Here is a 25,185-nt window from a genome sequence, read left to right on the forward strand (position 1 = left end):
ATGAGCGAATACTCCCTTTTCACCTCCGAGTCCGTGTCTGAAGGACATCCGGACAAAATCGCCGACCAGATCTCCGATGCGGTGCTGGACGCCATCATTGCCCAGGACAAGCAGGCTCGCGTTGCCGTGGAAACCCTGGTCAAGACCGGTGTGGCCATTGTGGCCGGCGAAGTCACCACCACCGCGTGGGTCGACCTGGAGCAGATCGTTCGTGACGTGATCTGCGAGATCGGCTACACCAGCTCCAACGTCGGTTTTGACGGTGCGACCTGCAGCGTGATGAACATCATCGGCAAGCAGTCCCCCGACATCAACCAGGGTGTCGACCGCGCAAAACCTGAAGATCAGGGCGCCGGCGACCAGGGCCTGATGTTCGGCTACGCCAGCAACGAAACCGCCGAGCTGATGCCCGCGCCGATCGCGTTCTCGCACCAGTTGGTGCACCGCCAGGCCGAAGCCCGTAAATCCGGCCTGCTGCCGTGGTTGCGCCCGGACGCGAAATCCCAAGTCACGTGCCGCTATGAAAACGGCATCGTGGTGGGCATCGACGCCGTTGTTCTGTCGACCCAGCACAACCCGGAAGTGTCCTACAAAGACCTGCGCGAAGGCGTGATGGAGCTGATCGTCAAGCACGTGCTGCCGGCCGAACTGCTGCACAAAGACACCCAGTTCCACATCAACCCGACTGGCCAGTTCATCATCGGCGGCCCGGTGGGCGACTGCGGTCTGACCGGTCGCAAGATCATCGTCGACAGCTACGGCGGCATGGCCCGTCACGGCGGCGGCGCGTTCTCCGGTAAAGATCCATCCAAGGTTGACCGTTCGGCTGCGTACGCTGGCCGTTACGTTGCCAAGAACATCGTCGCCGCCGGCCTGGCCGAGCGCTGCGAGATCCAGGTTTCCTACGCCATCGGCGTTGCACAGCCTACGTCGATCTCGCTGAACACCTTCGGCACCGGCAAGATCAGCGACGACAAGATCGTCCAGCTGGTCCGCGAGCATTTCGACCTGCGTCCATACGCGATCACCACCATGCTCGACCTGCTGCACCCGATGTACCAGGAAACCGCAGCCTACGGCCACTTCGGCCGCACGCCGCAAACCAAGACCGTGGGCGACGATACGTTCACCACGTTCACTTGGGAAAAAACCGACCGCGCCGACGCATTGCGCGCCGCTGCCGGTTTGTAATCCTACTGGGTGCATTGCGCCTAGCGGCACCCGGTAAAAGAAAAGCCCCTGGCGATGGAAGTCGTCAGGGGCTTTTTTGCATTCGGGCTGAAGGAACAATCAGCCCCGCCGCGCTATCAGCAAAAACGACGCCGCGCTTGCCAACAATCCCGCGCACAACCGGTTGAACAGCCGCTTGCCACTTGGCTTGGCAAACAGCCGACGCGCATGCACGCCCATCCAGCAATAGAGCGCTATGGCGATACACTCCAGCACCAGAAACATCGCGCCCAGTTGTGCGAATTGGGTGCTCACTACGCTAGATCGATCAACGAACTGCGGCAGAAATGCGGTGAACAGCAGAATGGCTTTGGGGTTACCGATGGCGACCAGAAATTCCTGGCGCGCCAGCCTCTTCACTCCGGCCTGCGCGCCGGCTTCGATATCGTGCGCCTCGCACGGCGCTCGCCACAGTTGTAACGCCAGATAGAACAGATACGCCGCCCCCACAATCTTGATCGTATGAAACAGCCATTCGGATGTATGCAGCACCGCTGTAAGCCCAACCGCTGCCAGAGCAATCATGATCGCGAACGCGAGCAACCGACCAATGCCGCCCGAACAGGCACTGATAAATCCGTAGCGCGACGCATTGCTGATCGACAGCAGATTGTTAGGGCCGGGCGCCATGTTCAGGGCGAAACAGGCAGGGATGAAAACAGCGAGGGTCGACAGGTCCATGGCAGTGTCTCTTCCAGTTGCCGGGATGAAACATCATTTTGCATTCCTTGCGCTGCGGCTCAAGGTACAGCTGGGCCGGGAATCAGGGACTGGCTGTATCGGTGCGGGACAAACCCGGTAACCAAGGCGCGATGAAACACCCCTGCGGAAAACCTAGCCTTGCGGTCCCCCTCCCGGCAAGGAAGCTCCGATGTTGACCCTATTCCGCGCGATGACCTGCGCCTTGATCGCCCTGATTCCTACTGCAGCCAATGCCACCACCTGCCCCGACTGGCCACCGGCCCAAGCCCGCAGCGAAATCCTTTCGCTGCAAAATCAGATCACCCAGTGGGACGACAGTTATCACCGCCAAGGCGTTTCTCTGGTCGCCGATGAGCTCTACGACCAATCCGTTCAGCGACTCGCTGATCTGCGCGGCTGTTTCGCCGCCACTTCGGCGTCGCCTTCCAATCCGCTGAAAACCGCGCGCGGTCCTGTCGCGCACCCCATCCCTCACACCGGCCTGACGAAATTGCCGGGCGAGGCCGCCGTTCAGGCGTGGCTTAAAGACCGACGCGATCTGTGGATTCAGCCAAAAGTGGATGGCGTGGCGGTCACGCTGGTGTATGTCGACGGCAAACTGGTGAGCGCCATCAGCCGGGGCGATGGGGTCTTCGGTCAGGACTGGACCGGGCATGCTCATCAGATCGAGGCGATTCCTCGGCATCTCGCGTGGGAAAAGACTGTGATCCTTCAAGGCGAGCTGTATTGGAAGCTGACAGATCATGTTCAGGCCGACGCCGGCAGTCTGAACGCTCGAAGCAAAGTCGCCGGGTTGCTGGCGCGTCACGCCATCAGCGAAGAGGACGGTGCGCAGGTTGGCGTGTTCGTCTGGGACTGGCCGGAAGGTCCGTCGGACATGACCGAGCGACTGGCAGGGCTCAGGGCCATGGGTTTCGAGGACAGCGCACGCTTCAGTGAGCCATTGGAGGGCTTCACCCAGGCGAAGAACTGGCGAGAGCATTGGTACCGCTCGGCGCTGCCGTTTGCCACTGATGGTGTGGTTATCCGCCAGGGCGAGCGCCCATCGGCCGAGCGCTGGCAGGCAAAAGCGCCTTACTGGATCGCGGCCTGGAAGTACCCGTTTGCACAGGCATTGGCGGAGGTGCGCAAGGTTCATTTCAACGTCGGGCGCAGCGGCAAGATCACGCCCGTGCTGGACATAGAACCGGTGCGACTGGATGACCGCATGATCAATCGCATCAGCGTCGGTTCGCTGAAGAGGTGGCAGGAGATGGATATTCTGCCTGGGGATCAGGTGGCAATCAGCCTGGCCGGGCTGACGATTCCGCGTCTGGATGAAGTGGTATCGCGCAGCGTGGAGCGCGCACCGCTGGCTGTGCCGCGAGCGGAGGATTTTCATTCCCTGAGTTGCTGGCAGCCGGTCGAAGGCTGTGAAAGCCAGTTTCGCGAACGGCTGAAGTGGCTGAGCGGAAAGAAGGGATTGGCGCTCAGCGGCGTAGGACCGGGCACGTGGGACAAGTTGATTCAGGCAGGGCAATTGAACGGTTTGCTGGGCTGGATGACCCTCGACGGTGCACAGCTTGCTAACATTCCCGGCCTGGGCGAGCGCAGCAGCGCTAAACTGCTGGCAAGTTTTCAGGCCGCACGTGAAAAACCGTTTGTTGCCTGGCTCAAGGCCATCGGTTTGCCGCCGGCGACGGGCGTTAATCTGGGTGAGTCCTGGACGGACATGGCCTCCCGAAGCGTCGAGCAATGGCAGGCCGAACCCGGCATTGGCTCGGGACGTGCGAAGCAGTTACATGCATTTTTTCAAGACCCGCAGGTGCAGGCGCTAAGCAGGCAGTTGCGGGAGCAAGGTATCAACGGTTTTTAGTTTTTAGGGCCGCATGATTGTGTCGAGCGTGCGGCTATTTGTGTTCAAGGAGTATTCATGAAATTCCTGTCATCCCTTTTTGCATTCACCGCGTGCGGATTTCTGGCCGCGCCCGTGTTTGCAGCCGAGCAGGCGCCGGAACCGTCCGGATGCGCCGCGAAGCGCCAGGACATCGCCACTCGGATTGAGGACGCCAAGGCGGCGGGCAATACCGATCAACAGGCCGGGCTGCAAAAAGCCCTGAGCGAGTTGAACGCCAACTGCACCGACGTCGACGTGGTCAAGCAGCAGGAACAGAAAGTGCTGGATGCCAAGCGCGAGGTCAGCCGTCGTCAGGCGGATTTGAACAAGGCCATGAGCAAGGGCGATCCGGAGAAAATCGACAAGCGTAAAGACAAGCTCGCCGAGTCCCGCAAAGAACTGCAGGACGAGCAGGAAAAGCTGGAGAAGGTTCAGCCCGACGAGGATGACGAATAAGGTCGTCTGCGGGCATCAGGCCTTTAATGTGTAGGAGTGACCGGGGTGGCGCTCCACCTTGCTCGCAAGGACGGCATTTCTGCCGATGAAGATTTGGCGGATGGACTCACCTCTTCGTGAGCAAGCTCACTCCCACACGGTCTTTTTCTCGGCAAGATATCAGGGTGTCAGAGCGACCGTTGAGCGATCAAACTGAAACGCCAAACAGCGCAATCACCAGCCCCATCCCGACGATCCAGGCCAGCGAACGCAACGCCGCGAGATCCGCCAGATAAAAGATGATGTAGAGCAGGCGACTGGTCACGAACAGCACGGCGAGTACGTCGATCGTGACCAACTGCGCGACACCGGCGACGTGGGCGATGATTACGCCAGCGGCAAACCCGGGAATCGCTTCAAAACTATTGAGCTGCGCATTGTGGGCGCGGCGCGGGAGACCTTCGAGGCGGTCGAGAAAGTCCCGGGGATCATGATTGTGCCGTGCACTGAATTTGCCGCTGCTGAACTTGGCAATGCCAGCGCACCCTATCGGCAACAGAATCACGATCAACACGCACCAAAAAGCAACGGTCATAGCCACATCCTTTTTTTAGAATTTGAGCTTCATCAGAAGCATACCGAGTAATACCTATCTACAGGCTAAGAGCCACGGCCCGCCGAAAGGTTCTTACAGGTAACGCACGGCGGACGGGACCACAACCACCCGCGCACCCAATGGCGCATTGCGCAACCGGAGTAGGACCGGCTTTAGCCGGGAAGGCATTACCCGTCACGCCGCAAATCTGATGGCGTCACGCCGGCCCCTTCCCGGCTGAAGCCGGTCCTACAAAGAACAACCTGCGCGCAGGTTGCTCGTCGTTACTGCCACCGCCATCCCGATTGGCTAAGATGCCAGCCACCCAGCCGACCTCGGCTGTATCTCGTAGCCCAGGAGCCTGCATGTCCAGCGAAGAAGACGCCACCCTCAGTGGCGCAGCGCCGATGATTCCCGATCAGCGTCGGGAGTTGATGCTGCGTCAGTTGCGCAAGCATCAGGTGCTCAGCGTGCATCAGCTCATGGAAATGTTCGACTGCTCGCACATGACCGTTCGCCGCGACATTGCGCTACTTGAGCAAAGTGGCCGTGCCTATTCGGTGACCGGCGGGGTACGCATCGCCAGTCAGGTTCACAGCGAGCCGAGCCACCAGTCCAAGGCCGTGGTCGAGCTGCCGCACAAACAGGCGATGGCGAAACTGGCCGCCAGCCTGCTGCACCCCGAGATGACCGTGTACCTGGACGCCGGCACCAGCACGCTGGAAATTGTCCCGCACATTGTCGCGCTGGCGGGGATGACCGTGGTCACCAACGACTTCGGCGTGGTCAATGCCCTCGCCGATGCGACCCATGTGGATGTGATTCACACCGGCGGACTGCTGGATCATCCGAACCGGTCCTGTGTCGGCGGGCTGGCAGCGGCGACGTTGCGGCAGCTGGCAACCGACGTGGCGTTCATGTCGACCAGCTCATGGGATCTGCAACGAGGCACGACCACGCCCTCTGCGCTGAAAGTTGAGGTCAAGCAGGCGGCCATGCAGTCGGCCTCGCGCACGGTATTGCTGACCACCAGCACGAAATACGGCACGTTCGGCATGTACAAGGTCGCCGGTCTGGAGCAGTTCGACACGATCATCAGCGACGACCGCCTCGCCCATGGCGCTGCGGACAGCATTCGCGGACTGGGCGTTGAATTGATGTTGGCGTCGATGGATCAGCCACGCTAATTCAGCGAGTGCCACAAACACTGTAGGAGCGCGCTTGCCCGCGATGACGGACTGTCCGAGACATATCTGTTTCAGACAAACCGCAATCGCGGGCAAGCGCGCTCCTACATTTGATGCGAAGCCTCGGCCCCGACTGAGGTTTTTTTTCGCCTGCCACCAGCAATGTTAATTTTTGTTAACCAAAAAAAGCACTTCACATTATCCGATCACAGGTTCACTATCTTTAACAGATCAGAACAAACACCGTTCGAGTGCTGATGAACTTCGGCGCTCACCCGAGGAGAGATTCATGAATAACAAGAATGTCGGCGTCATTGGTCTGGGTGCTATGGGCCTGGGCATTGCGCGCTCCCTGCTGCGCAGCGGCTTCAACGTTCATGCCTGTGACGTGCGCGCGGCCGTCACCGAGCAATTCGCCAGCGAAGGCGGCGTTGCCTGTGAATCTCCTGCAACCATGGCCGCCGCATGCGACGTGATCATCACCGTCGTGGTCAATGCCGAGCAGACCGAAACCGTATTGTTTGGCGACAACGGCGCAGTCGCCGCTCTGCGCCCAGGCAGCCTGATCATCGGTTGCGCCACGGTCGCACCGACCTTCGCCATCGAACTGGGTCAGCGCCTCACCGAAAAAGGCCTGCTCTACCTCGACGCGCCAATCTCCGGCGGCGCTGCCAAGGCAGCTGCTGGCGAGATGACAATGATGACCTCCGGCCCGGCTGATTCCTACGCCAAGGCCGACGCGATCCTCAACGGCATGGCGGGCAAGGTGTATCGCCTGGGCGACGTCCACGGCCTGGGTTCGAAAGTCAAAATCATCAATCAACTGCTGGCCGGTGTACACATCGCCGCAAGCGCCGAAGCCATGGCCCTGGGCCTGCGTGAAGGCGTAGACGCGGACGCACTGTACGAAGTGATCACCAACAGCGCCGGTAACTCGTGGATGTTCGAGAACCGCGTGCCGCACATCCTCAAAGCGGACTACACCCCGCTGTCGGCCGTGGACATCTTCGTCAAAGACCTGGGCCTGGTGCTGGATACAGCCCGCGCCAGCAAATTCCCGCTGCCGTTGTCGTCCACCGCCCACCAGATGTTCATGCAGGCCTCCACCGCTGGCTTTGGCCGTGAAGATGATTCTGCCGTGATCAAGATTTTCCCGGGCATCGAACTGCCGACCGCCAAGCCTGAAAACAACTGAGATGACGCTGATGAGCACCACGACTCCGCGCCCTCTGTTGGGCTGCATCGCCGATGACTTCACTGGCGCCACCGACCTGGCCAACATGCTGGTGCGGGGCGGCATGCGCACCGTGCAGAGCATTGGTATCCCGAGCGCCGACAGCCTTGCCGAACTGGACGCCGACGCCATCGTCATCGCCCTGAAATCCCGCACCACGCCCGCTGCAGAAGCGGTGGAAGAATCACTGGGCGCGCTGCAGTGGCTGCGTGATCAGGGCTGTGAGCAGATCTTCTTCAAGTACTGCTCGACATTCGACTCCACCGCCAAAGGCAACATTGGCCAGGTCAGCGAAGCGCTGCTCAAGGCGCTTAACAGCGACTTCACCCTGGCCTGCCCGGCGTTCCCGGAGAACGGTCGCACAATCTTCCGCGGCCACTTGTTCGTGCAGGACCAACTGCTCAGCGAATGCGGAATGCAAAACCACCCGCTGACGCCGATGATCGATGCCAATCTGGTGCGCGTGCTGCAATCCCAGACCACACAGAAAGTCGGCCTGCTGCGTTACGACAGCATCGCCAGAGGCGTCGATGGCGTGCGTGCGCGCATCGAAGAGCTGCGTGCGGAGGGCGTGGTCATGGCAATTGCCGACTCGCTGTCTGACGCTGATTTGTACACGCTGGGCGAAGCCTGCGCCGACCTGCCGCTGCTCACCGGCGGCTCGGGCTTGGCGCTGGGTTTGCCGGGCAATTTCCGCAAAGCGGGCAAGTTGCGTGACATCGACGCGGCGAAGCTTGAGCACGTCGACGGCGGCGAAGTGGTGCTGGCGGGCAGCGCGTCGGTGGCCACCAATGGTCAGGTCGCGGCATGGCTAGAGGCCAATCGGCCTGCGCTGCGCATCGATCCATTGGCGTTGGCTGACGGCAAACCGGTTGTTGCGGATGCGCTGGCGTTCGCCCGGGATGCCGGGCAAACCGTGCTGATCTACGCGACCAGCAGCCCGGAAGAAGTCAGAGCCGTGCAGCAAAAACTCGGCGTCGAACGCGCCGGCGCGCTGGTCGAGGACGCCCTGGGGCAGATTGCTCGCGGCCTGCTTGACGCGGGCGTGAAACGCTTCGTGGTCGCCGGCGGCGAAACCTCCGGCGCCGTAGTTCAGGCCTTGGGCGTGAGCTTGCTGAAGATCGGCGCGCAGATCGACCCGGGTGTTCCAGCGACCATCAGCAGCGGCGCGAAGCCTCTGGCCCTGGCGCTGAAGTCAGGGAATTTCGGCGGCCGTGACTTTTTCGACAAAGCCCTCAAGCAGTTGGCAGGGAGTGCCCAATGAGCAACGTAACCAGCAGTTCAGTGAGCGCCGAAAACAAGCAGCGTGAAGAAATCTGCGCCATTGGCCGTCTGCTTTTCGGACGCGGCTATACCGTCGGCAGCGCGGGCAACATCAGCGCCCGCCTCGACGATGGCTGGCTGATCACGCCAACCGACGCATGCCTGGGGCGTCTCGATCCCGAGGCCATCGCCAAGGTCAATCTGGCCGGCGAATGGGTCTCCGGGGACAAGCCGTCGAAGACTTTGGCCCTGCATCGTCAGGTCTACGACCGCAATCCCGGCGTCGGCGGCGTGGTGCACACCCACTCGACGCATCTGGTTGCGCTGACCCTGGCCGGCGTCTGGAAACCGGACGACATTCTCCCGCCCATCACGCCGTATCAGGTGATGAAGGTCGGGCACATTCCCTTGATTGCCTACGAGCGCCCCGGCTCGCCGAACGTCGCTGAACAAGTAGCGAAACTGGCGAACAGCGTGCGCGGCGTGATGCTCGAACGACTTGGCCCGGTGATCTGGGAAAGCTCGGTCGCCAAGGCTTCGTATGCGCTGGAAGAGCTGGAGGAGACCGCACGCCTCTGGCTGATGAGCAACCCCAAACCTGAACCGCTGGACGCAGCGGCTCTGGAAGAACTGCGCCAGACGTTTGGCGTGAACTGGTAACCCCAACGGCGTTTAGATCGAAAACCGGCCTTCCGGTTTTCGGCAGACCGGCTTCGCCGGAAAACAATAACAACGGGACACAACATGACTCCTCTATTCCTCATGATCGTCGCCGGAGCCGGCATTGCGCTGTTGCTGCTTCTGGTCCTGAAATACAAATTTCAACCGTTCGTGGCGCTGATGCTGGTCAGCATTATCGTGGCGCTGGTGGCCGGGGTTAAACCGGGCGATCTGGTAGCGACCATCGAAGGCGGCATGGGCAAAACCCTCGGCCACATCGCGATCATCATTGCCCTTGGCGCGATGATCGGCCGCATCATCGAACTGTCCGGCGGCGCCGAGGCGCTGGCCAAGACCCTGATCAACCGCTTCGGCAACCGGCGCACGCCGCTGGCCCTGACCGTGGCGGGTTTCATGGTCGGTATTCCGGTGTTCTTCGAAGTCGGCGTGATCATCCTCATGCCGCTGGCCTATGGCGTCGCCCGCGCTGCTCGTAAGCCATTGCTGGTTTATGCGCTGCCGATGTGCGCTGCATTGCTGTCGGTGCACGCCTTCCTGCCGCCGCATCCGGGCGCTGTTGCAGCCGCCGGTCAGTTGGGTGCGGACTTGGGTCGCGTGTTGATGTTCGGGCTGCCGATGGTGGGCATTCTGTGCCTGATCGGTTACCTGATTGCGGGGCGCATGACCCGCAAGGTCTACCCGATGACCGACGATATCCGCAGCGAAGTGTATGGCTCCCACGTCACCAACGAAGACCTGGTGGCCTGGGCCAACAACGATTATTCGCGGGTGTCTGAAGCGACCCATACCAAAGAGCTGGGCCTTGAAGAAAACGCCAGCAGCCTGGCGGCACGTCTGCCAAAAGCGCCGGCGCCGGGCGCAGGGATCATCATTGCGCTGATTCTGCTGCCGATCATTCTGATCCTGCTGGGCACACTGGCGACCACGATGTTGCCGGCCGACTCAATGCTGCGCAGCGTGCTCACCGTCCTGGGCGCGCCGCTGGTAGCCTTGCTGATCGACACACTGCTGTGCGCCTGGCTGCTGGGTTCGCGCCGTGGCTGGAGTCGCAGTCAGGTGTCTGATGTCGTGGGCTCGGCATTGCCCGGCGTAGCGATGGTGATCCTGATTGCAGGGGCTGGTGGCGTGTTCGGCAAGGTGCTGGTCGATACCGGTATTGGCGCGGTCGTCTCCGAAGCGCTGCGCAACACCGGCCTGCCGGTTCTCGCACTGGGCTTTCTGCTGACGCTGCTGTTGCGTGCCGTGCAGGGCTCGACCACAGTGGCGCTGGTGACCACGGCCGGCATCCTCAGCCCGCTGATCGCCACGCTGAACCTGAGCGCCAACCACATGGCCCTGCTCTGCCTGGCCATGGGTGGTGGCGGTCTGGCGATGTCGCATATCAACGATGCCGGTTACTGGATGTTCACCAAACTGGCGGGCCTGAACGTTGCCGACGGCCTGCGCACCTGGACCTTCCTGGTGACCATTCTGGGCACCCTCGGTTTCTTGATGACGCTGCTGCTCTGGCCTTTCGTCTAACGGCTTCAATTGGGAGATAACCATGCCTCGCTTCGCTGCCAACCTCAGCATGCTCTACCCGCAACATGATTTTCTCGAACGCTTCAGCGCAGCGGCCGCCGATGGTTTCGGCGCCGTCGAGTATCTGTTCCCGTACGACTACAGCACTCAGGAACTCAAGCAGCGCCTGAGCGACAACGGGCTGGTCCAAGCGCTGTTCAATGCTCCGCCCGGAGACTGGGTGGCGGGCGAGCGCGGCATTGCTTCGTTGCCTGGGCGCGAAGAAGAGTTCCGCACCGGGATCGCTCGCGCGCTGGAGTACGCAGACGTGCTGGGCAACGACCGGATTCACGTCATGGCAGGCTTGCTGCCCAGTGAAGAATTGCGTGAACGCCATCAGGCGGTATACCTGGAAAACCTCGCCTACGCGGCTGAACAAGCAGCCAACGCGGGCATCACGGTGCTGATTGAGCCGATCAATACCCGTGACATGCCCGGGTTCTTTCTGAATCGTCAGGATCAGGCGCAAGCCATCTGCAAGGAAGTCGGCGCGGCCAACCTCAAGGTGCAGTTCGACTTCTATCATTGCCAGATCGTTGAAGGCGATGTGATCTCCACACTGCGTCGTGATTTCGCTGGCGTTGGTCATATCCAGATTGCTGGCGTGCCGGATCGTCACGAACCGAATCTGGGCGAGCTGAACTACAACTGGCTGTTCGAAGAAATCGATCGCCTGGGTTACACCGGCTGGATCGGCTGCGAATACCGGCCTAAAGGCGACACCAGCACTGGCCTGCAGTGGCTGCGCGATTGGCAGAGCCTCAAGCGCTGATTTCAATTGGCCTCAGCAACACCTAAGCCTCATAAAAATAAAAAGAGGAACTGACCATGCGAGGTTTCAAAAGTGGCCTGTGCGCTGCGCTGCTGATCGTAGCGCAGACGGGGATGGCCTTTGCGGCAAGCGTTCCAGCAGCAGTGGAAGGGGTGTGGACAGCACCAAACTTCACGTTTCACACCGGTGAAAAACTGGACAACCTGCGGATGAGCTACATCACCGTCGGCGATCCGAAGAACCCGGCGGTGCTCTATCTGCACGGCACCAATCGCCCCGCCACTGACATGATAGGCAAGGAGTTTGGGGGCGAGCTGTTTGGCCCGGGCCGACCGCTGGATGCCAGCAAGTACTACATCATCGCCCCCGATGGCATCGGCGTCGGCAAGTCGAGCAAGCCGTCTGACGGTTTACGCATGAAGTTTCCTGCCTACAACTACGACGACATGGTCGAGGCGCAGTATCGCCTGCTGACCGAAGGGATGGGCATCAAGCATTTGCGGCTGGTCATGGGCAATTCCATGGGCGGCATGCAGACCTGGATGTGGGGCCAGAAATGGCCGGACATGATGGATGCTCTGGTACCGATGGCCTCGCAACCCACAGCGATGTCGGCGCGCAACTGGATCATGCGCCGCATGTTGATCGAATCCATCAAGCAGGACCCGGCCTGGAATGAGGGGAATTACACCAGCCAGCCGCCCTCCCTTCGTCTGGCCAATGTGATGTTTGGCTTCGGCACCAGCGGCGGCACCCTGGCTTATCAGGCCTTGGCGCCTACACGAGCTCAGGCAGACAAACTGGTTGATGAACGGCTGGCAGCGCCTTTGCCGGGGGACGCCAACGACTTCATCTACCAATGGCAGTCATCGGCGGACTACGACACCGCGCCGAAGCTCTCGGCAATCAAAGCGCCGGTGCTGGTAATCAACAGTGCAGACGACGAGCGGAATCCACCTGAGACCGGGACCCTGCAGAAATCCCTCGCCCAGCTGAAAAACGCACGTCTGGTATTGATTCCTGCCAGTGCTGAAACCCGCGGGCACGGTACGACCAATATGGCCCGTTTCTATGCCGAGCCGCTGGGTGAGTTCATGAGGGCAACCGCCCGGCCTTGATGGCGCTGAGATGTTTATCTGCAACCCCATACAAGAATGCGGGCCATTGCGTTATCAGCCGTCGATGGCCTCTTCTTTGAACTGATCCTTCACGTAGGTGATTTCGGTCTTGCCGTGTGGCGCCGGCAAGCCGTCTTCGCCCAGATTCACGAAGACCATTTTCTCGACCGTGAGAATGCTCTTGCGGGTGATCTTGTTGCGCACCTGGCACGTCAGGGTGATTGAAGTCCGGCCGAATTCGGTGGCCGTGATGCCCAGCTCGATGATGTCGCCCTGACGCGAGGCGCTGACGAAGTTGATCTCGGAAATGTACTTGGTCACAACCCGCTGATTGCCCAACTGAACAATGGCGTAAATGGCCGCCTCTTCGTCGATCCAGCGCAGCAGGCTGCCACCGAACAACGTGCCGTTTGGGTTGAGGTCTTCGGGTTTTACCCACTTGCGTGTATGAAAGTTCATGGGGGCTCCGGGGTGTTTGGGAGGCGGTGGTGGATGTGCCCCAGCTTCAAGCTTCAAGCCTGAAGCTGCAAGTTAAAAGCAGGTCCGCTGTTGTTTACCGCTTGCCGCTTGCAGCTTGCCACTTGCAGCTCAAAGAAAGATAATCGCAACCGCTTCAAAAAACGGTCATCACACCTTGTTACCGTTTTCCCGCCACCTGTCCGAGGGGCGCTGCAGCAGGTCAGACCTGTCAGGCTCGGAGAGGGCGTTGTTTGATCAGGCTTCGCGCCGGTCAAGCTTTAAACGCACAACGGCGCCCATTCGCACCCTACGAATGGAGACTCTTTATGAGTGCTGTACTGACGCCCAACGATTTCAACGACTACAAAGTTGCCGACATGTCCCTGGCTGCCTGGGGCCGTCGCGAGACCATCATCGCCGAATCCGAAATGCCAGCCCTGATGGGCCTGCGTCGCAAGTACGCCGGCGAACAACCGCTCAAGGGCGCGAAGATTCTCGGCTGCATCCACATGACCATTCAGACTGCCGTGCTGATCGAAACCCTGGTTGCCCTGGGTGCCGAAGTACGCTGGTCCTCCTGCAACATCTTCTCGACTCAGGATCAGGCCGCTGCCGCTATCGCTGCTGCCGGCATTCCTGTTTTCGCCTGGAAAGGCGAAACCGAAGCCGAGTACGAGTGGTGCCTGGAGCAGACCATCCTCAAGGACGGTCAGCCATGGGACGCCAACATGATCCTCGACGACGGCGGCGACCTGACCGAGCTGCTGCACAAGAAATACCCGGCCATCCTGGACCGCGTCCACGGCGTGACCGAAGAAACCACTACGGGCGTTCACCGTCTGCTGGACATGCTGGCCAAGGGCGAACTGAAGATCCCAGCGATCAACGTCAACGACTCGGTCACCAAAAGCAAGAACGACAACAAGTACGGCTGCCGTCACAGCCTGAACGACGCCATCAAGCGAGGCACCGACCACCTGTTGTCCGGCAAGCAAGCGCTGGTCATCGGCTACGGTGACGTGGGCAAGGGTTCGGCTCAGTCGCTGCGTCAGGAAGGCATGATCGTCAAGGTCACCGAAGTCGACCCGATCTGCGCCATGCAAGCGTGCATGGACGGTTTCGAACTGGTTTCGCCCTTCATCGACGGCGAGAACGACGGGACCGAAGCGAGCATCGACAAAGCACTGCTGGGCAAGATCGACCTGATCGTTACCACCACCGGTAACGTCAACGTCTGCGACGCCAACATGCTCAAGGCGCTGAAGAAACGCGCAGTGGTCTGCAACATCGGTCACTTCGACAACGAAATCGACACGGCTTTCATGCGCAAGAACTGGGCATGGGAAGAAGTGAAGCCGCAAGTGCACAAGATCCACCGCACCGGCGCTGGCCAGTTCGACCCGCAGAACGACGACTACCTGATCCTTCTGGCCGAAGGCCGTCTGGTGAACCTGGGCAACGCCACCGGTCACCCGAGCCGCATCATGGACGGCTCGTTCGCCAACCAGGTGCTGGCGCAGATCTTCCTGTTCAACCAGAAGTACGCTGACCTGAGCCCTGCTCAGAAAGCCGAGCGTCTGACCGTTGAAGTGCTGCCGAAGAAGCTGGACGAAGAAGTGGCGCTGGAAATGGTACGTGGCTTCGGCGGCGTCGTGACCAAGCTGACCAAGACCCAGGCCGACTACATCGGCGTGACCGTCGAAGGTCCGTTCAAGCCGCACGCTTATCGCTACTAAGCAGTAAGCGGCAAGCTTCAAGCGGCAAGTAAAGGCATCACCGTTGTAATGACTTGCCGCGTCAGGCTTTAAATCGTCCAAGCATTTAGCAGCACCAGGTGACAAGCCTTGGCTGCAGGATACGGCGCACCGCCACTCTTGCAGCTTATGGCTTGTAGCTTGCCGCTGGAGACTCGCTCCATGAGCCAAGACCGTAGCTACAGCTTCGAATTCTTCCCGACGAAGACCGACGCTGGTCATGAAAAACTGCTTGCCACGGCGCGTACGCTGGCCAGCTACAACCCCAGTTTCTTCTCCTGCACTTACGGTGCCGGGGGTTCCACGCGCGACCGCACGATCAACACCGTGCTGCAGCTGGAAAAAGAAGTGCACATCCCTGCCGCACCGCACCTGTCGTGTGTCGGTGACAGCAAGGCCGACCTGCGCAGCTTGCTGACGCAGTACCGGCAAGCCGGCATCAAACGCATCGTCGCCCTGCGCGGTGACCTGCCCTCTGGCATGGGCATGGCCAGCGGTGAGCTGCGTTATGCCAACGACCTGGTGAGCTTCATTCGTGAAGAAACCGGCGATCATTTCCACATCGAAGTCGCTGCCTACCCCGAGATGCACCCCCAGGCGCGCAACTTCGAAGACGATCTGAAGAACTTCGTGCGCAAGGCCAACGCCGGCGCCAACAGTGCGATCACCCAGTACTTCTTCAACGCCGACAGCTACTTCCACTTCGTCGAGCGCGTGCAGAAGATGGGCGTCGATATCCCGATCGTGCCAGGCATCATGCCGATCACCAATTACAGCAAACTGGCGCGCTTCTCAGACGCGTGCGGTGCGGAGATCCCACGCTGGGTTCGCAAGCAGCTGGAAGCGTACGGCGACGACACGGCAAGCATTCAGGCATTCGGCGAGCAGGTCATCACTGAAATGTGCGAGCGACTGCTGCACGGCGGCGCGCCCGGTCTGCATTTCTACACGCTGAATCAGGCCGAACCGAGCCTGGCGGTCTGGAACAATCTGAAGCTCTCTGCGTAACCGGCGTTTCAATTCAAACGGATTGAAATGCGGAACAGTTTCAACGGCAGGCTTCTTCACCCCGAGGCCTGCCAGCCCCGCCATTGAGCCCTGCCTTCAGCTTTTGTTGAGAATCATTGCTTCTATTTAGTTAGCTTGCGTCGTAATCTCGCGCGCATGTCGCCCAGCCTCCCCCTATCCGTTGCTGCCCTCCTCGCCTGCCTGAGCTTCAGCGCGCTGGGCGAAAAACTGCGGATCGTCACCGAACCCTGGTCACCCTACGTCATCGTGGACGGCAACCACGCCTCCGGCCTGGATTACGACACCACTGCGATCGTCTTCGAGCGCCTGGGCATCGACGTCGAGTGGCAGTTTCTCCCCTGGAAGCGCTGCCTGATGATGCTCAGTGAAGGCGAGGCTGACGGCATTCTCGATATTAACCGGGACGAGGGGCGCGCTGATCTGTTGTATCCGAATGAACCGTTGTCGAGCGTCGACTGGGTGCTGTTTCAGGCCAATGCCAGGCCCCATGCATTCAATAGCATGGAGGACTTGCACGGGCTGACCGTCGGCGTCTCCCCCGGTTATCGATACAGCCCGGCGTTCGACAACTCGACGTCGTTCATCCGGGAGCCCGCGCCGAGCCATGAAGCCAACTTCGGCAAACTGATTCGCGACCGCATCGATCTGATGGTGACCGATCGCCTGCTGGGGCGGCAGATGATCAAGCGGCTCAAGCTGGAAGGCCAGGTCAGTCAGCTGCCGGTCGTGCTCAATCATCGGGGCCAGTACCTGGCGCTGCGCCCCAATGCCGGCATGGGCCTGCTGGTCCAGCGCTTCAGCGCAGAACTGAAGCGATTCAAGCGTGAACCCGCGTACGCAGAACTGGTGGAGCGGTACACCGGGGAAATTTCGACGGCACTCCCTGAAGAGCCGGATAAAAGTGTCGATAAAACCGTTGAGCAGCAGGAAAGCGGCGCGTTGTGATTGCTCTGTTATACTCCGGCGTCCCCGCCAGGCTTGCGCCCGGGTGCACGGTCTCACAGAAGACTTCTCGAACACGTCAGCAGCGCACTTTTTAGCGCCCCTGCCCGAGTTGAACTTACAGACCTCCACAGGACCGGACGCCATTGCACCTTCCAAGGACTGTGCGATGACCGCAGCAGGGTCGAGCGCATTCACGTTAGTGCAGAACCTTTAGTCTGCGCCTGGAAGATCATCCCTATTTGGGCCTCTATGGCCCCAACTCAAGACAGGATTACTCATGTCCTTTGCTTCCCTCGGTCTCTCCGAGGCTTTAGTCAGCGCCATCGAGGCTGCTGGCTACACCCAGCCTACCCCAGTGCAACAGCGGGCCATTCCCGCCGTGTTGCAAGGCCGCGATCTGATGGTCGCCGCCCAGACAGGTACTGGTAAAACCGGTGGTTTCGCCCTCCCGATCCTGGAGCGGTTGTTTCCCAACGGTCATCCGGACAAATCCCAGCGTCACGGCCCGCGCCAACCGCGCGTTCTGGTCCTGACCCCGACTCGTGAACTGGCTGCTCAAGTCCACGACAGCTTCAAGATCTACGCCAAAAACCTCAAGTTCGTCAGTACCTGCATCTTCGGCGGTGTCGGCATGAACCCGCAGGTTCAGGCCATGGCGCGCGGCGTTGACGTACTGGTCGCCTGCCCGGGTCGTTTGCTCGATCTCGCCGGTCAGGGCAGCGTTGATCTGTCCCACGTTGAAATCCTCGTGCTGGACGAAGCCGACCGCATGCTCGACATGGGCTTCGTTCACGACGTGAAGAAAGTCCTCGCGCGTCTGCCGTCCAAGCGTCAGAACCTGCTGTTCTCGGCAACGTTCTCCCAGGACATCACCGCGCTGGCCGGCAAACTGCTGCATAACCCGGAACGCATCGAAGTCACGCCGCCGAACACCACGGTCGAGCGCATCGAACAACGCGTGTTCCGCCTGCCGGCCAACCACAAACGTTCGCTTCTGGCGCACTTGATCACTCAAGGCGCGTGGGAACAGGTGCTGGTGTTTACCCGCACCAAGCACGGCGCCAACCGCCTGGCCGAGTACCTGGACAAACACGGCCTCAGCGCTGTGGCGATCCACGGTAACAAAAGCCAGAACGCGCGCACCAAAGCGCTGGCCGACTTCAAGGCCGGCACCGTTCGCATCATGGTCGCGACCGACATCGCTGCCCGTGGTCTGGACATCGACCAGCTGCCCCACGTGGTCAACTTCGAACTGCCTAACGTCGACGAAGACTACGTGCACCGCATCGGTCGTACCGGTCGCGCAGGCCGTAGCGGCGAAGCAATCTCGCTGGTTGCGCCGGACGAAGAGAAGCTGCTGAAGAGCATTGAGCGCATGACCAAACAGAAGATTGCCGACGGCGATCTGATGGGCTTCGACATCACGGCCGTTGAAGCCGAGAAGCCGGAAGTTCGCGAGCGTCCGGACGTGCGTAACCCGCGCAATTCCCGCGGCCCGCGTGGCGACGGTCCGAACGGCGGCGGTGGTGGTGGCGGTCGCAAGGACAAAGGCAAAGACAAGGGCAAGGAAAAGCCGGCATCGGCGGCGGCCGCACCCTCGGGTGAGCGCCCGGCACGTCCGGCGCGCCCTCAAAAGCCGCGTCAGGGCACCGCGTCGAGCGAGTCCCGCCAGTCACAGCCAGCGGCTGCTGGCGCGAATCGCGCTCCCGACGAGTTCCTGGATGATGAAGTGGACAATTTCGGTAACCGCGCCGACTACGTCAGTCCTTATCCGAACAAGACCCAGAGCCGCGGTCGTCGTCCGGGCGCTCCTGCCACAGGCGCCGCGCCCGCATCTCGCGGCCAGGCGCCGGGCCGTAGCGGTCCGCGCAGTGGTTCAGGCAGTGGTTCGGCAACGGGCGCCAGCACAGACGCCGCCGGCGCACCGGCCAAACGCAGCGGTCCTCGCAACGGCTCCGGCCGTGACGGTCAGGCTCGTCGCGAAGACCAGCCTCGTGCTCGTCGTCCGGCACGCGAAGACCAGCCAGCGCGTCAGGAGCCGGCGGTTCGCGGGCCTCGCGACGGTCAGCCAGCACCGAAGATCATGCACAAAGAGTCCAAGGGCGATCGTTTCCCTTCGGCTGAACAACTTGATCAGCTGCCAAGCCGCCCACGCGGTGAAAAACCAGCCCTGCTGACCCGCAACCGCGAAGGTTAAGCAGCGCCGGTTGTTCAGTAGCAAATAAAACGCCCCGACTGGTTCGGGGCGTTTTTGTTTCTGCCGGCTTATGAGTCCTGTAGGAGTGAGCTTGCTCGCGATATGCGGTGGGGCGGACACAAAGCGTTTCCTGGTAGACAGCAATCGCGAGCAAGCTCACTCCTACAGATGCGGTAAGCAGTGCATTCTCAGGACTGCACCATTGTCATCGCGCGCAAAGCCGCGCTGAGAAAAAGCGCCACACACAAAAACGCCGACCCAAAGGTCGGCGCTTTATCACCACGACAACGCGTCTTACTTGGCTTTGACGCCTTCGAACGAGATGTCCAGTTCCATGGTGTCGGACTGTGGGCCCAGGTCCATCATCTTGCCGAAATCAGAACGCTTGATCGAGGTAGTGCCCTCGAAGCCGGCACGGTAGCCGCCCCATGGATCCTTGCCTTCACCCAGGAACGTGGTTTTGACGGTGACCGGCTTGGTCACGCCGTGCAGGGTCAGGTCGCCGATCACGTCAGCCGTGGTCTTGCCGTCAGCATTTTTGCCGATGTTGGTGACCTTGGTGGAAACGAACTTGGCGTCAGGATAGGTCGCGACGTCGAGGAAGTCCTTGCTGCTGATGTGCTTGTCACGTTCAGCGTGGTTGGTGAAGACGCTGGCGGTCTTCAGGTCGATGCTGATCTTGCTGTCTTCAGGCTTGGCGGCGTCGAAGCTGAATGTGCCGTTCCAGTCCTTGAACGTGCCGTAGATGAAGCTGTAGCCCAGGTGGCTGATCTTGAAGTTGATGAAGGCGTGCTGGCCTTCCTTGTCGATGGTGTAATCAGCGGCCATGGCCTGACCAGCGGACAGCAGGGCGGTACCCAGAGCCAGTGCAGCAAGTGTCTTTTTCAACATACGTCTTCTTCCTTTCCAGTTGAATTGAGTATCAGGCCTTGCGGCCAAGCATACGTACAAGCGTGGCATCACGATCAACGAAGTGATGCTTCAAAGCGGCCAGCCCGTGGAGTCCTGCGAAAATCACCAGGGTCCAGGCCAGATACAAGTGCACGGTGCCTGCGACGTCTGCCTGGTCGGGCAGTCCGCTGATCAAGGCAGGCACTTCGAACAATCCAAACACCGGAATCCCGACACCGTCTGCGGTGGAAATCAGGTAACCGGCGAACATCACCAAAAACAGGTCCAGGTACAGAAACGCATGCCCCAGTTTCGCAGCCGTTTTTACAAAGCGGCTGTGGGTGGCAGGCGCAGCTGGCGGCGGGCTGACGAAGCGCCAGATCACCCGGATCAGCATGAACAGGAACAGCGTGATGCCGATGCTCTTGTGCAGGTCCGGGCCAGCCTTGCGCCACGTGTCGTAATAGCCCAGCCCCACCATCCACAACCCTAGCGCAAACATGCCAAACACCGTCAGCGCGACACCCCAATGCAAAACGATGCTGACCCAGCCATAGCGAGAAGAAGAGTTGCGTAGCTGCATGCTGAATATCCTGTTAGGGCCAAGGGAGAGACTAGCGCTTTACCTATCGAAAGAAAGCGCAAAATGTTGCTTTGAAGAATCAGGAAATCCGATTGAAATCTTCTGACATATTTTCGTGCGAAGGAGATTAAGCCAACGTTACGGCCCTTCCAGACGAAAAAAAGGCGCGGTATCAAGCCGCGCCCTTGTTTTCAGCCGTTACTGATCAGTTTTTGCTGTCGGTCGCGGGTGCGGCCGGAGCCGTTGCCGGAGCCGCCGGAGTGGCCGGAGTGGCCGGTGCCGCCTTGTTACCCGCGGCCTTGGCCGGCGCTTTTTTCGCAGCGTCGGTTTTGGCAGGGGCTTTGTGGGTGGCGGCCGGTTTGGCCGGAGCCTTTTTGACGGGCTCCTTTTTCGCCGGTTCTTTCTTGGCTGGTGCCTTTTTCGCAGGTTCCACAACCGCAGGCTTGGCCGGTTCAACCACTGGAGCTGGCGGCGGCGTTACCGGGGCAGGTGCTGGAGCTGGGGCCGGAGCAGGCGCTGGCGCTTTCTCGGCCGGTTTTGGCTCAGGCTTGGAACCGCCGAAGATGTTCGAGAAGAAGCCGCCAATGCCGCCGCTGCTTTCCTTGGCCGGTTCAGGGGCCTTCGGAGGCGGCGCTTTGACCGGTTCGAACGACTTGCCTTCAGACAGACCCTGCACCTGAATCGCCGCTCGCTGACCCGAACGCAATGCGCCTTCCAGAGTGCCCGGGTACAAGGTGTCCGTGTGTTCGCCGGCAAACGCAACGCGCTGCAGCGGTCGCTCCCACAGGCGCCAGTATTTGCTGATCTGGCCCGGGCCGAACGCCAGGTAGGCGCCGCCGCTGGACGGGTCGATGCTGGAGCGGCGCAGTTCATAGCCGGTGAACGCGCCCCGCGCCTGTGGATAGAACGCCTGCATGCGGATCAGCACCTGATCCACCAGTTGCTTGTCGCCGAACGCCTGCATGATGCGGGCGTTGTCGCCGGCCAGGTTGATCACGACGTTGGCGCCGCCTTTCAAAGCAGGCTCGACCCACAGCATGCCGAGGCCGGTGTTGCTGTAAATTTCGCCGGACATACGCGCCTTGCTGTCCCAGACCGGGGTCTTGAACTTGAGCATGATCTGGTCATGCCAGCCGTAGTTGGTGCTTTTGATCGCGCCCAGACGCTGGGCGTCCAGCGCCGGGGTCATCTGGATCTTGCTTAGCGCGCGCAACGGCACGGCCAACACGACATATTCGGCTTCGTAGCCCAACGAACCGACTTTGACGGTCACGCCGTCCTTGTCCTGGTTGATGGCCGACACCGGCGAATTGGTCTTGATCACTTTCAGCTGTTTGACGAACTCCTCGGCCAACACGGCGCTGCCACCCGGCAGGCGAGCGGCGCGACGGTCGCGGTCGTCGACGTCGCGGTTCACCCGCGTTTGCTGCGCAAGGTAAAGCAGCGACAGACGCGAAGGCTCGTCATAGCGCGTACGAATCTGCTGATTGATCAGCTGGCGCGCGGTCGCTGGCAGACTCAGACGGTCCAGCCAGTTGGAGACGGTGATCTGGTCCAGCGCAAACAGCGTGCTGTTGGCTGCCGGGTTGTCCGGGTCGGTGATCGAACGGGCCAGGTCATCCACCGCCGCTTCGTAGCGCTTGATGGCTTCAGCGGTCGCCGGTTGTTTGGTCGCCAGGTCGGCGCCGGTGAAGTATTCGCCTTCGATCAGGTAGCTCGGGGTCCGCACGAATTCCGGCGCGGGCACCGCCTTGATCTTGAAGCGATCAATGTACTGATTCAGTACCGGCTGGGCCTTGGCGTTGCCGATCCACTCGCTGCCGGCCAGACCGGAGCGTCCGCCGACGGTGGGTTTGGCTTCCAGCAAAGTGACTTGCCAGCCTTTGCTCTGCAGCTCGTAAGCCGTCGTGAGTCCCGCCAGACCGCCGCCGACGACGATCACCGTATGCGGTTTATCCACAGCAAGCGCCGAAGCGCTGACCATCCCAACCATCACCATCGCACAGGCGCGCAGCCAACCAGAAAGCATTCAGCGAACTCCGGAGAAAAACGGGGGGAATTGTCGGATTTTGTTGTCCGATTTTTCGAAGAGCGCGAAGGATACGCGAGCCGCGAAACGCCCGCCAGCTATGTCGGCGAGCCTGATTTTCGCGCGCGCAGCGACTGAAACAACACGCTAAAGGTTGTCCCGCTGGCATGCATTGCATAGGCTTGCGCGATTGTTTGCCCTCGCGTCATGCGAGCCGCTATGTGGAGAAGAGTAATGGGCCTTAACGACCAGTGGATGCAGCGCGACCTGAAGGTCCTTTGGCACCCCTGCACCCAGATGAAAGACCACGAAAAACTGCCGCTGATTCCAATCAAGCGCGGCGAAGGGGTCTGGCTGGAGGACTTCGAAGGCAAGCGCTACCTCGACGCGGTCAGCTCGTGGTGGGTCAACGTATTCGGCCACGCCAACCCGCGCATCAATCAGCGCATCAAGGATCAGGTCGATCAGCTGGAGCACGTGATCCTGGCGGGTTTCAGCCATCAGCCGGTCATCGAGCTGTCCGAGCGTCTGGTGGCGATGACGCCCGAAGGCCTGACGCGCTGCTTCTACGCCGACAACGGTTCGTCCTGCATCGAAGTCGCGCTCAAGATGAGCTTTCATTACTGGCTCAATCGCGGCAAGCCGGACAAGAAACGCTTTGTCACCCTGACCAACAGTTACCACGGCGAGACCATGGCGGCGATGGCGGTCGGCGACGTGCCGCTGTTCACCGAAACCTACAAAGCACTGCTGATGGACACCATCAAGGTGCCGAGCCCGGACTGCTACCACCGGCCTGAAGGCGTGAGCTGGGAAGAGCACACCCGCACGATGTTCGCGGTGATGGAGCAAACCCTCGCCGAGCATCACGACAGCGTCGCGGCGGTGATCATCGAACCGCTGATTCAGGGCGCGGGCGGCATGCGCATGTACGACCCGATCTACCTCAAGCTGCTGCGCGAGGCCTGCGATCGTTATGGCGTGCACCTGATCCACGACGAAATCGCCGTAGGCTTCGGCCGCACCGGGACCATGTTTGCCTGCGAGCAAGCCGGCATCCGTCCGGATTTCCTGTGCCTGTCCAAAGCATTGACCGGCGGTTATCTGCCGTTGGCGGCGTGCATCACCACCGATGATGTGTACGACGCGTTTTACGACGATTACCCGACCCTGCGCGCTTTCCTGCACTCCCACAGTTACACCGGCAACCCGCTGGCGTGCGCGGCGGCGTTGGCGACGCTGGATATTTTCGAGCAGGACAACGTCATCGAAAACAACAAGGCGCTGGCCCAGCGCATGAAGACCGCGACGGCCCATCTGGTCGATCACCCGAACGTCGCTGAAGTGCGGCAGACCGGAATGGCGATTGCCATCGAGATGGTGCAGGACAAGGCCAGCAAAACGCCTTATCCATGGCAGGAACGGCGCGGGCTGAAGGTGTTCGAGCACGCGCTGACCCGAGGCGCCTTGCTGCGTCCGCTGGGAAGCGTGGTGTACTTCCTGCCGCCCTACGTGATCACGCCGGAGCAGATCGACTTCCTGGCCGACGTGGCGACCGAAGGGATCGACATCGCGACGCGCAGCAGCGTGAGCGTAGCGGTGAGAGAGAACTTCCATCCGGATTTCCGTGATCCGGGGTAGCAGACCGTTACACCCATTCTGTAGGAGCGTGGCTTGTCCCGCGATCGGCGGGAACCGCCGTAAATTGCGTAAACGCGTTAACTCTGACTCGACGAGTTCACCATTCTTGCTGCCGCTTCGCGCCAGATCGGGGGACAAGCCACGCTCCTACAGGTGCTGCCTTCAACACAATATTTAGAGAAACAACCATGAGACTGTCCCGCTTTTTCGTCGATGCCACCCTCAGCGTCGGTGAGCACGAACTGCCAGAGGCCCAGGCCCATTACATCAGCCGCGTGTTGCGCATGTCCGAAGGCGACGCGGTACAGCTGTTCGACGGCTCGGGCCATGAGTTCCGTGCCACGCTGGCGGAGGTCGGCAAAAAGCAGGTGCGGGTGCAGGTGACGGAAAGCTTCGCCGGTCAGCCGGAGTCTCCTTTGCAGATCCATCTCGGCCAGGGCCTCTCCCGTGGCGAGCGGATGGACTGGGCGATACAGAAAGCCACCGAACTGGGCGTGACGCAAATCTCCCCGATCATCAGCGAACGCTGCGAAGTGCGCCTGAAAGATGAGCGTGCGGAGAAGCGTCAGGCGCACTGGCAGCAGATCGCAATCAGTGCCTGTGAACAGTGTGGCCGCTCAGTGGTGCCGGTGATTCATGCGCCAGTGACCCTGGCCGACTGGCTCAAGCAGACAGAAGCGGACTTGAAGCTGGTGCTACACCCTGTCGCGGCGCCCCTGACCAGTCATGAAAAGCCCGGCAGCCTGGCATTTCTGATCGGCCCTGAAGGCGGCCTGAATGACGCCGAAGTGGATCAGGCGCAGGACGCCGGTTTCCACGCCGCCCGCCTCGGCCCCCGCGTGCTGCGCACCGAAACCGCGCCGGTGGTGGCGCTGAGCATCGCACAACAGCTGTGGGGGGATTTGTAGGACCGGCTTCAGCCGAGAAGGCGTCAGGCGTTACGCTGCAAGATTGATGGCGCACACACCGGCCTCTTCCCGGCTGAAGCCGGTCCTACAGCGAAG

The 25,185-nt window shown here is 60.8% G+C and carries 22 protein-coding genes and 1 riboswitch; of the genes, 16 read left to right on the forward strand and 6 right to left on the reverse strand.

Annotation, left to right across the window (positions count from 1 at the left end; genetic code table 11):
* Window positions 1-1,191 (forward strand): methionine adenosyltransferase, encoded by a 1,191-nt coding sequence (metK, locus tag ACYAR8_RS11540; RefSeq protein ID WP_065991235.1) that lies wholly within the window; start codon window positions 1-3, stop codon window positions 1,189-1,191.
* Between the two features lie 99 nt (window positions 1,192-1,290).
* On the opposite strand, the gene ACYAR8_RS11545 is transcribed toward metK, so the two are convergent.
* Window positions 1,291-1,911 carry a LysE family translocator gene (locus ACYAR8_RS11545; protein ID WP_074886698.1) on the reverse strand — a complete coding sequence of 207 codons (621 nt, stop codon included), beginning with the start codon at window positions 1,909-1,911 and terminating at the stop codon, window positions 1,291-1,293.
* Window positions 1,912-2,101: 190 nt separating this feature from the next.
* Between ACYAR8_RS11545 and ligB the strand changes: the two genes are divergently transcribed.
* Together ligB and ACYAR8_RS11555 are read left to right on the forward strand one after the other, a co-directional pair.
* Window positions 2,102-3,787, forward strand: coding sequence for an NAD-dependent DNA ligase LigB (gene ligB / locus ACYAR8_RS11550; RefSeq protein ID WP_463579941.1), 1,686 nt, complete (start codon window positions 2,102-2,104; stop codon window positions 3,785-3,787).
* A 57-nt stretch (window positions 3,788-3,844) separates the two neighbouring features.
* Window positions 3,845-4,264 carry a DUF1090 domain-containing protein gene (locus ACYAR8_RS11555; RefSeq protein WP_074886694.1) on the forward strand — a complete coding sequence of 140 codons (420 nt, stop codon included), beginning with the start codon at window positions 3,845-3,847 and terminating at the stop codon, window positions 4,262-4,264.
* Between the two features lie 187 nt (window positions 4,265-4,451).
* On the opposite strand, the gene ACYAR8_RS11560 is transcribed toward ACYAR8_RS11555, so the two are convergent.
* Window positions 4,452-4,838, reverse strand: coding sequence for an MAPEG family protein (locus ACYAR8_RS11560; protein WP_074886691.1), 387 nt, complete (start codon window positions 4,836-4,838; stop codon window positions 4,452-4,454).
* Between the two features lie 365 nt (window positions 4,839-5,203).
* Here ACYAR8_RS11560 and ACYAR8_RS11565 point away from each other — a divergent pair, with 365 nt between their 5' ends.
* The 7 genes from ACYAR8_RS11565 to ACYAR8_RS11595 all read left to right on the forward strand — a co-directional run bounded on the left by ACYAR8_RS11565 (window position 5,204) and on the right by ACYAR8_RS11595 (window position 12,653).
* Window positions 5,204-6,025, forward strand: a complete 822-nt coding sequence (locus ACYAR8_RS11565; RefSeq protein WP_463579942.1) for a DeoR/GlpR family DNA-binding transcription regulator — start codon at window positions 5,204-5,206, stop codon at window positions 6,023-6,025.
* 172 nt (window positions 6,026-6,197) lie between these two features.
* A complete protein-coding gene (gene ltnD / locus ACYAR8_RS11570) occupies window positions 6,198-7,220 on the forward strand; it encodes an L-threonate dehydrogenase (RefSeq protein WP_463579943.1) in 1,023 nt (340 codons plus the stop codon).
* Between the two features lie 10 nt (window positions 7,221-7,230).
* Window positions 7,231-8,523, forward strand: coding sequence for a 3-oxo-tetronate kinase (otnK, locus tag ACYAR8_RS11575; RefSeq protein WP_463579944.1), 1,293 nt, complete (start codon window positions 7,231-7,233; stop codon window positions 8,521-8,523).
* Window positions 8,520-9,182, forward strand: a complete 663-nt coding sequence (gene otnC / locus ACYAR8_RS11580; protein WP_074886684.1) for a 3-oxo-tetronate 4-phosphate decarboxylase — start codon at window positions 8,520-8,522, stop codon at window positions 9,180-9,182. Before otnK ends, otnC begins: the two co-directional genes overlap by 4 nt.
* An 84-nt stretch (window positions 9,183-9,266) precedes the next feature.
* A complete protein-coding gene (locus ACYAR8_RS11585; RefSeq protein ID WP_463579945.1) occupies window positions 9,267-10,724 on the forward strand; it encodes a GntT/GntP/DsdX family permease in 1,458 nt (485 codons plus the stop codon).
* 22 nt (window positions 10,725-10,746) lie between these two features.
* Window positions 10,747-11,535 carry a 2-oxo-tetronate isomerase gene (gene otnI, locus ACYAR8_RS11590; protein WP_463579946.1) on the forward strand — a complete coding sequence of 263 codons (789 nt, stop codon included), beginning with the start codon at window positions 10,747-10,749 and terminating at the stop codon, window positions 11,533-11,535.
* Window positions 11,536-11,591: 56 nt separating this feature from the next.
* Window positions 11,592-12,653 (forward strand): alpha/beta fold hydrolase, encoded by a 1,062-nt coding sequence (locus tag ACYAR8_RS11595; protein ID WP_463579947.1) that lies wholly within the window; start codon window positions 11,592-11,594, stop codon window positions 12,651-12,653.
* Between the two features lie 54 nt (window positions 12,654-12,707).
* Here ACYAR8_RS11595 and ACYAR8_RS11600 read toward each other — a convergent pair whose 3' ends face one another.
* Window positions 12,708-13,112, reverse strand: a complete 405-nt coding sequence (locus ACYAR8_RS11600; RefSeq protein WP_032625250.1) for an acyl-CoA thioesterase — start codon at window positions 13,110-13,112, stop codon at window positions 12,708-12,710.
* A gap of 196 nt (window positions 13,113-13,308) precedes the next feature.
* A riboswitch (S-adenosyl-L-homocysteine riboswitch) is annotated at window positions 13,309-13,417 on the forward strand.
* Between the two features lie 21 nt (window positions 13,418-13,438).
* On the opposite strand from ACYAR8_RS11600, the gene ahcY reads away from it, so the two are divergent.
* From ahcY to ACYAR8_RS11620, 4 genes are all read left to right on the forward strand, one after another.
* Window positions 13,439-14,848, forward strand: a complete 1,410-nt coding sequence (gene ahcY / locus ACYAR8_RS11605; protein WP_108121059.1) for an adenosylhomocysteinase — start codon at window positions 13,439-13,441, stop codon at window positions 14,846-14,848.
* A gap of 180 nt (window positions 14,849-15,028) precedes the next feature.
* Window positions 15,029-15,874 (forward strand): methylenetetrahydrofolate reductase [NAD(P)H], encoded by an 846-nt coding sequence (metF, locus tag ACYAR8_RS11610; protein ID WP_074886669.1) that lies wholly within the window; start codon window positions 15,029-15,031, stop codon window positions 15,872-15,874.
* A 156-nt stretch (window positions 15,875-16,030) separates the two neighbouring features.
* A complete protein-coding gene (locus tag ACYAR8_RS11615; RefSeq protein WP_463579956.1) occupies window positions 16,031-16,840 on the forward strand; it encodes a substrate-binding periplasmic protein in 810 nt (269 codons plus the stop codon).
* Between the two features lie 277 nt (window positions 16,841-17,117).
* Window positions 17,118-19,037, forward strand: coding sequence for a DEAD/DEAH box helicase (locus tag ACYAR8_RS11620; RefSeq protein WP_083398740.1), 1,920 nt, complete (start codon window positions 17,118-17,120; stop codon window positions 19,035-19,037).
* Between the two features lie 294 nt (window positions 19,038-19,331).
* Here the strand turns inward: ACYAR8_RS11620 and ACYAR8_RS11625 are convergent, their stop codons facing one another.
* The 3 genes from ACYAR8_RS11625 to ACYAR8_RS11635 form a co-directional block, all read right to left on the reverse strand.
* Entirely contained in the window at window positions 19,332-19,928 is a 597-nt protein-coding gene (locus ACYAR8_RS11625; RefSeq protein WP_463579948.1) for a YceI family protein, read from the reverse strand.
* Between the two features lie 31 nt (window positions 19,929-19,959).
* Window positions 19,960-20,511, reverse strand: a complete 552-nt coding sequence (locus tag ACYAR8_RS11630; RefSeq protein ID WP_065991217.1) for a cytochrome b — start codon at window positions 20,509-20,511, stop codon at window positions 19,960-19,962.
* Between the two features lie 205 nt (window positions 20,512-20,716).
* Complete coding sequence (locus tag ACYAR8_RS11635) at window positions 20,717-22,540, reverse strand: flavin monoamine oxidase family protein (protein ID WP_463579949.1); 1,824 nt, start codon at window positions 22,538-22,540, stop codon at window positions 20,717-20,719.
* 234 nt (window positions 22,541-22,774) lie between these two features.
* On the opposite strand from ACYAR8_RS11635, the gene ACYAR8_RS11640 reads away from it, so the two are divergent.
* On the forward strand, window positions 22,775-24,181 hold the full coding sequence (locus ACYAR8_RS11640) for an adenosylmethionine--8-amino-7-oxononanoate transaminase (protein WP_074893502.1): 1,407 nt from the start codon (window positions 22,775-22,777) through the stop codon (window positions 24,179-24,181).
* 188 nt (window positions 24,182-24,369) lie between these two features.
* Window positions 24,370-25,089: a 16S rRNA (uracil(1498)-N(3))-methyltransferase gene (locus ACYAR8_RS11645; RefSeq protein WP_463579950.1), complete on the forward strand. Its 720-nt coding sequence runs from the start codon at window positions 24,370-24,372 to the stop codon at window positions 25,087-25,089.
* Window positions 25,090-25,185 lie beyond the last annotated feature (96 nt).

It is taken from the genome of Pseudomonas sp. HP_01 (genome assembly GCF_055284355.1).

Bases quoted from the DNA above. Each gene is read 5' to 3' on its own strand.
- metK (WP_065991235.1), top strand. From the start codon at position 1: ATGAGCGAATACTCCCTTTTCACCTCCGAGTCCGTGTCTGAAGGACAT.
- ACYAR8_RS11555 (WP_074886694.1), top strand. From the start codon at position 3,845: ATGAAATTCCTGTCATCCCTTTTTGCATTCACCGCGTGCGGATTTCTG.
- ACYAR8_RS11545 (WP_074886698.1), bottom strand. From the start codon at position 1,911: ATGGACCTGTCGACCCTCGCTGTTTTCATCCCTGCCTGTTTCGCCCTG.
- ligB (WP_463579941.1), top strand. From the start codon at position 2,102: ATGTTGACCCTATTCCGCGCGATGACCTGCGCCTTGATCGCCCTGATT.
- ACYAR8_RS11600 (WP_032625250.1), bottom strand. From the start codon at position 13,112: ATGAACTTTCATACACGCAAGTGGGTAAAACCCGAAGACCTCAACCCA.
- ahcY (WP_108121059.1), top strand. From the start codon at position 13,439: ATGAGTGCTGTACTGACGCCCAACGATTTCAACGACTACAAAGTTGCC.
- ACYAR8_RS11625 (WP_463579948.1), bottom strand. From the start codon at position 19,928: ATGTTGAAAAAGACACTTGCTGCACTGGCTCTGGGTACCGCCCTGCTG.
- ACYAR8_RS11560 (WP_074886691.1), bottom strand. From the start codon at position 4,838: ATGACCGTTGCTTTTTGGTGCGTGTTGATCGTGATTCTGTTGCCGATA.
- ACYAR8_RS11620 (WP_083398740.1), top strand. From the start codon at position 17,118: ATGTCCTTTGCTTCCCTCGGTCTCTCCGAGGCTTTAGTCAGCGCCATC.
- ACYAR8_RS11645 (WP_463579950.1), top strand. From the start codon at position 24,370: ATGAGACTGTCCCGCTTTTTCGTCGATGCCACCCTCAGCGTCGGTGAG.
- ACYAR8_RS11615 (WP_463579956.1), top strand. From the start codon at position 16,031: ATGTCGCCCAGCCTCCCCCTATCCGTTGCTGCCCTCCTCGCCTGCCTG.
- ACYAR8_RS11640 (WP_074893502.1), top strand. From the start codon at position 22,775: ATGGGCCTTAACGACCAGTGGATGCAGCGCGACCTGAAGGTCCTTTGG.
- ACYAR8_RS11630 (WP_065991217.1), bottom strand. From the start codon at position 20,511: ATGCAGCTACGCAACTCTTCTTCTCGCTATGGCTGGGTCAGCATCGTT.
- otnC (WP_074886684.1), top strand. From the start codon at position 8,520: ATGAGCAACGTAACCAGCAGTTCAGTGAGCGCCGAAAACAAGCAGCGT.
- otnK (WP_463579944.1), top strand. From the start codon at position 7,231: ATGAGCACCACGACTCCGCGCCCTCTGTTGGGCTGCATCGCCGATGAC.
- ACYAR8_RS11595 (WP_463579947.1), top strand. From the start codon at position 11,592: ATGCGAGGTTTCAAAAGTGGCCTGTGCGCTGCGCTGCTGATCGTAGCG.
- otnI (WP_463579946.1), top strand. From the start codon at position 10,747: ATGCCTCGCTTCGCTGCCAACCTCAGCATGCTCTACCCGCAACATGAT.
- ACYAR8_RS11565 (WP_463579942.1), top strand. From the start codon at position 5,204: ATGTCCAGCGAAGAAGACGCCACCCTCAGTGGCGCAGCGCCGATGATT.
- metF (WP_074886669.1), top strand. From the start codon at position 15,029: ATGAGCCAAGACCGTAGCTACAGCTTCGAATTCTTCCCGACGAAGACC.
- ACYAR8_RS11635 (WP_463579949.1), bottom strand. From the start codon at position 22,540: ATGCTTTCTGGTTGGCTGCGCGCCTGTGCGATGGTGATGGTTGGGATG.
- ACYAR8_RS11585 (WP_463579945.1), top strand. From the start codon at position 9,267: ATGACTCCTCTATTCCTCATGATCGTCGCCGGAGCCGGCATTGCGCTG.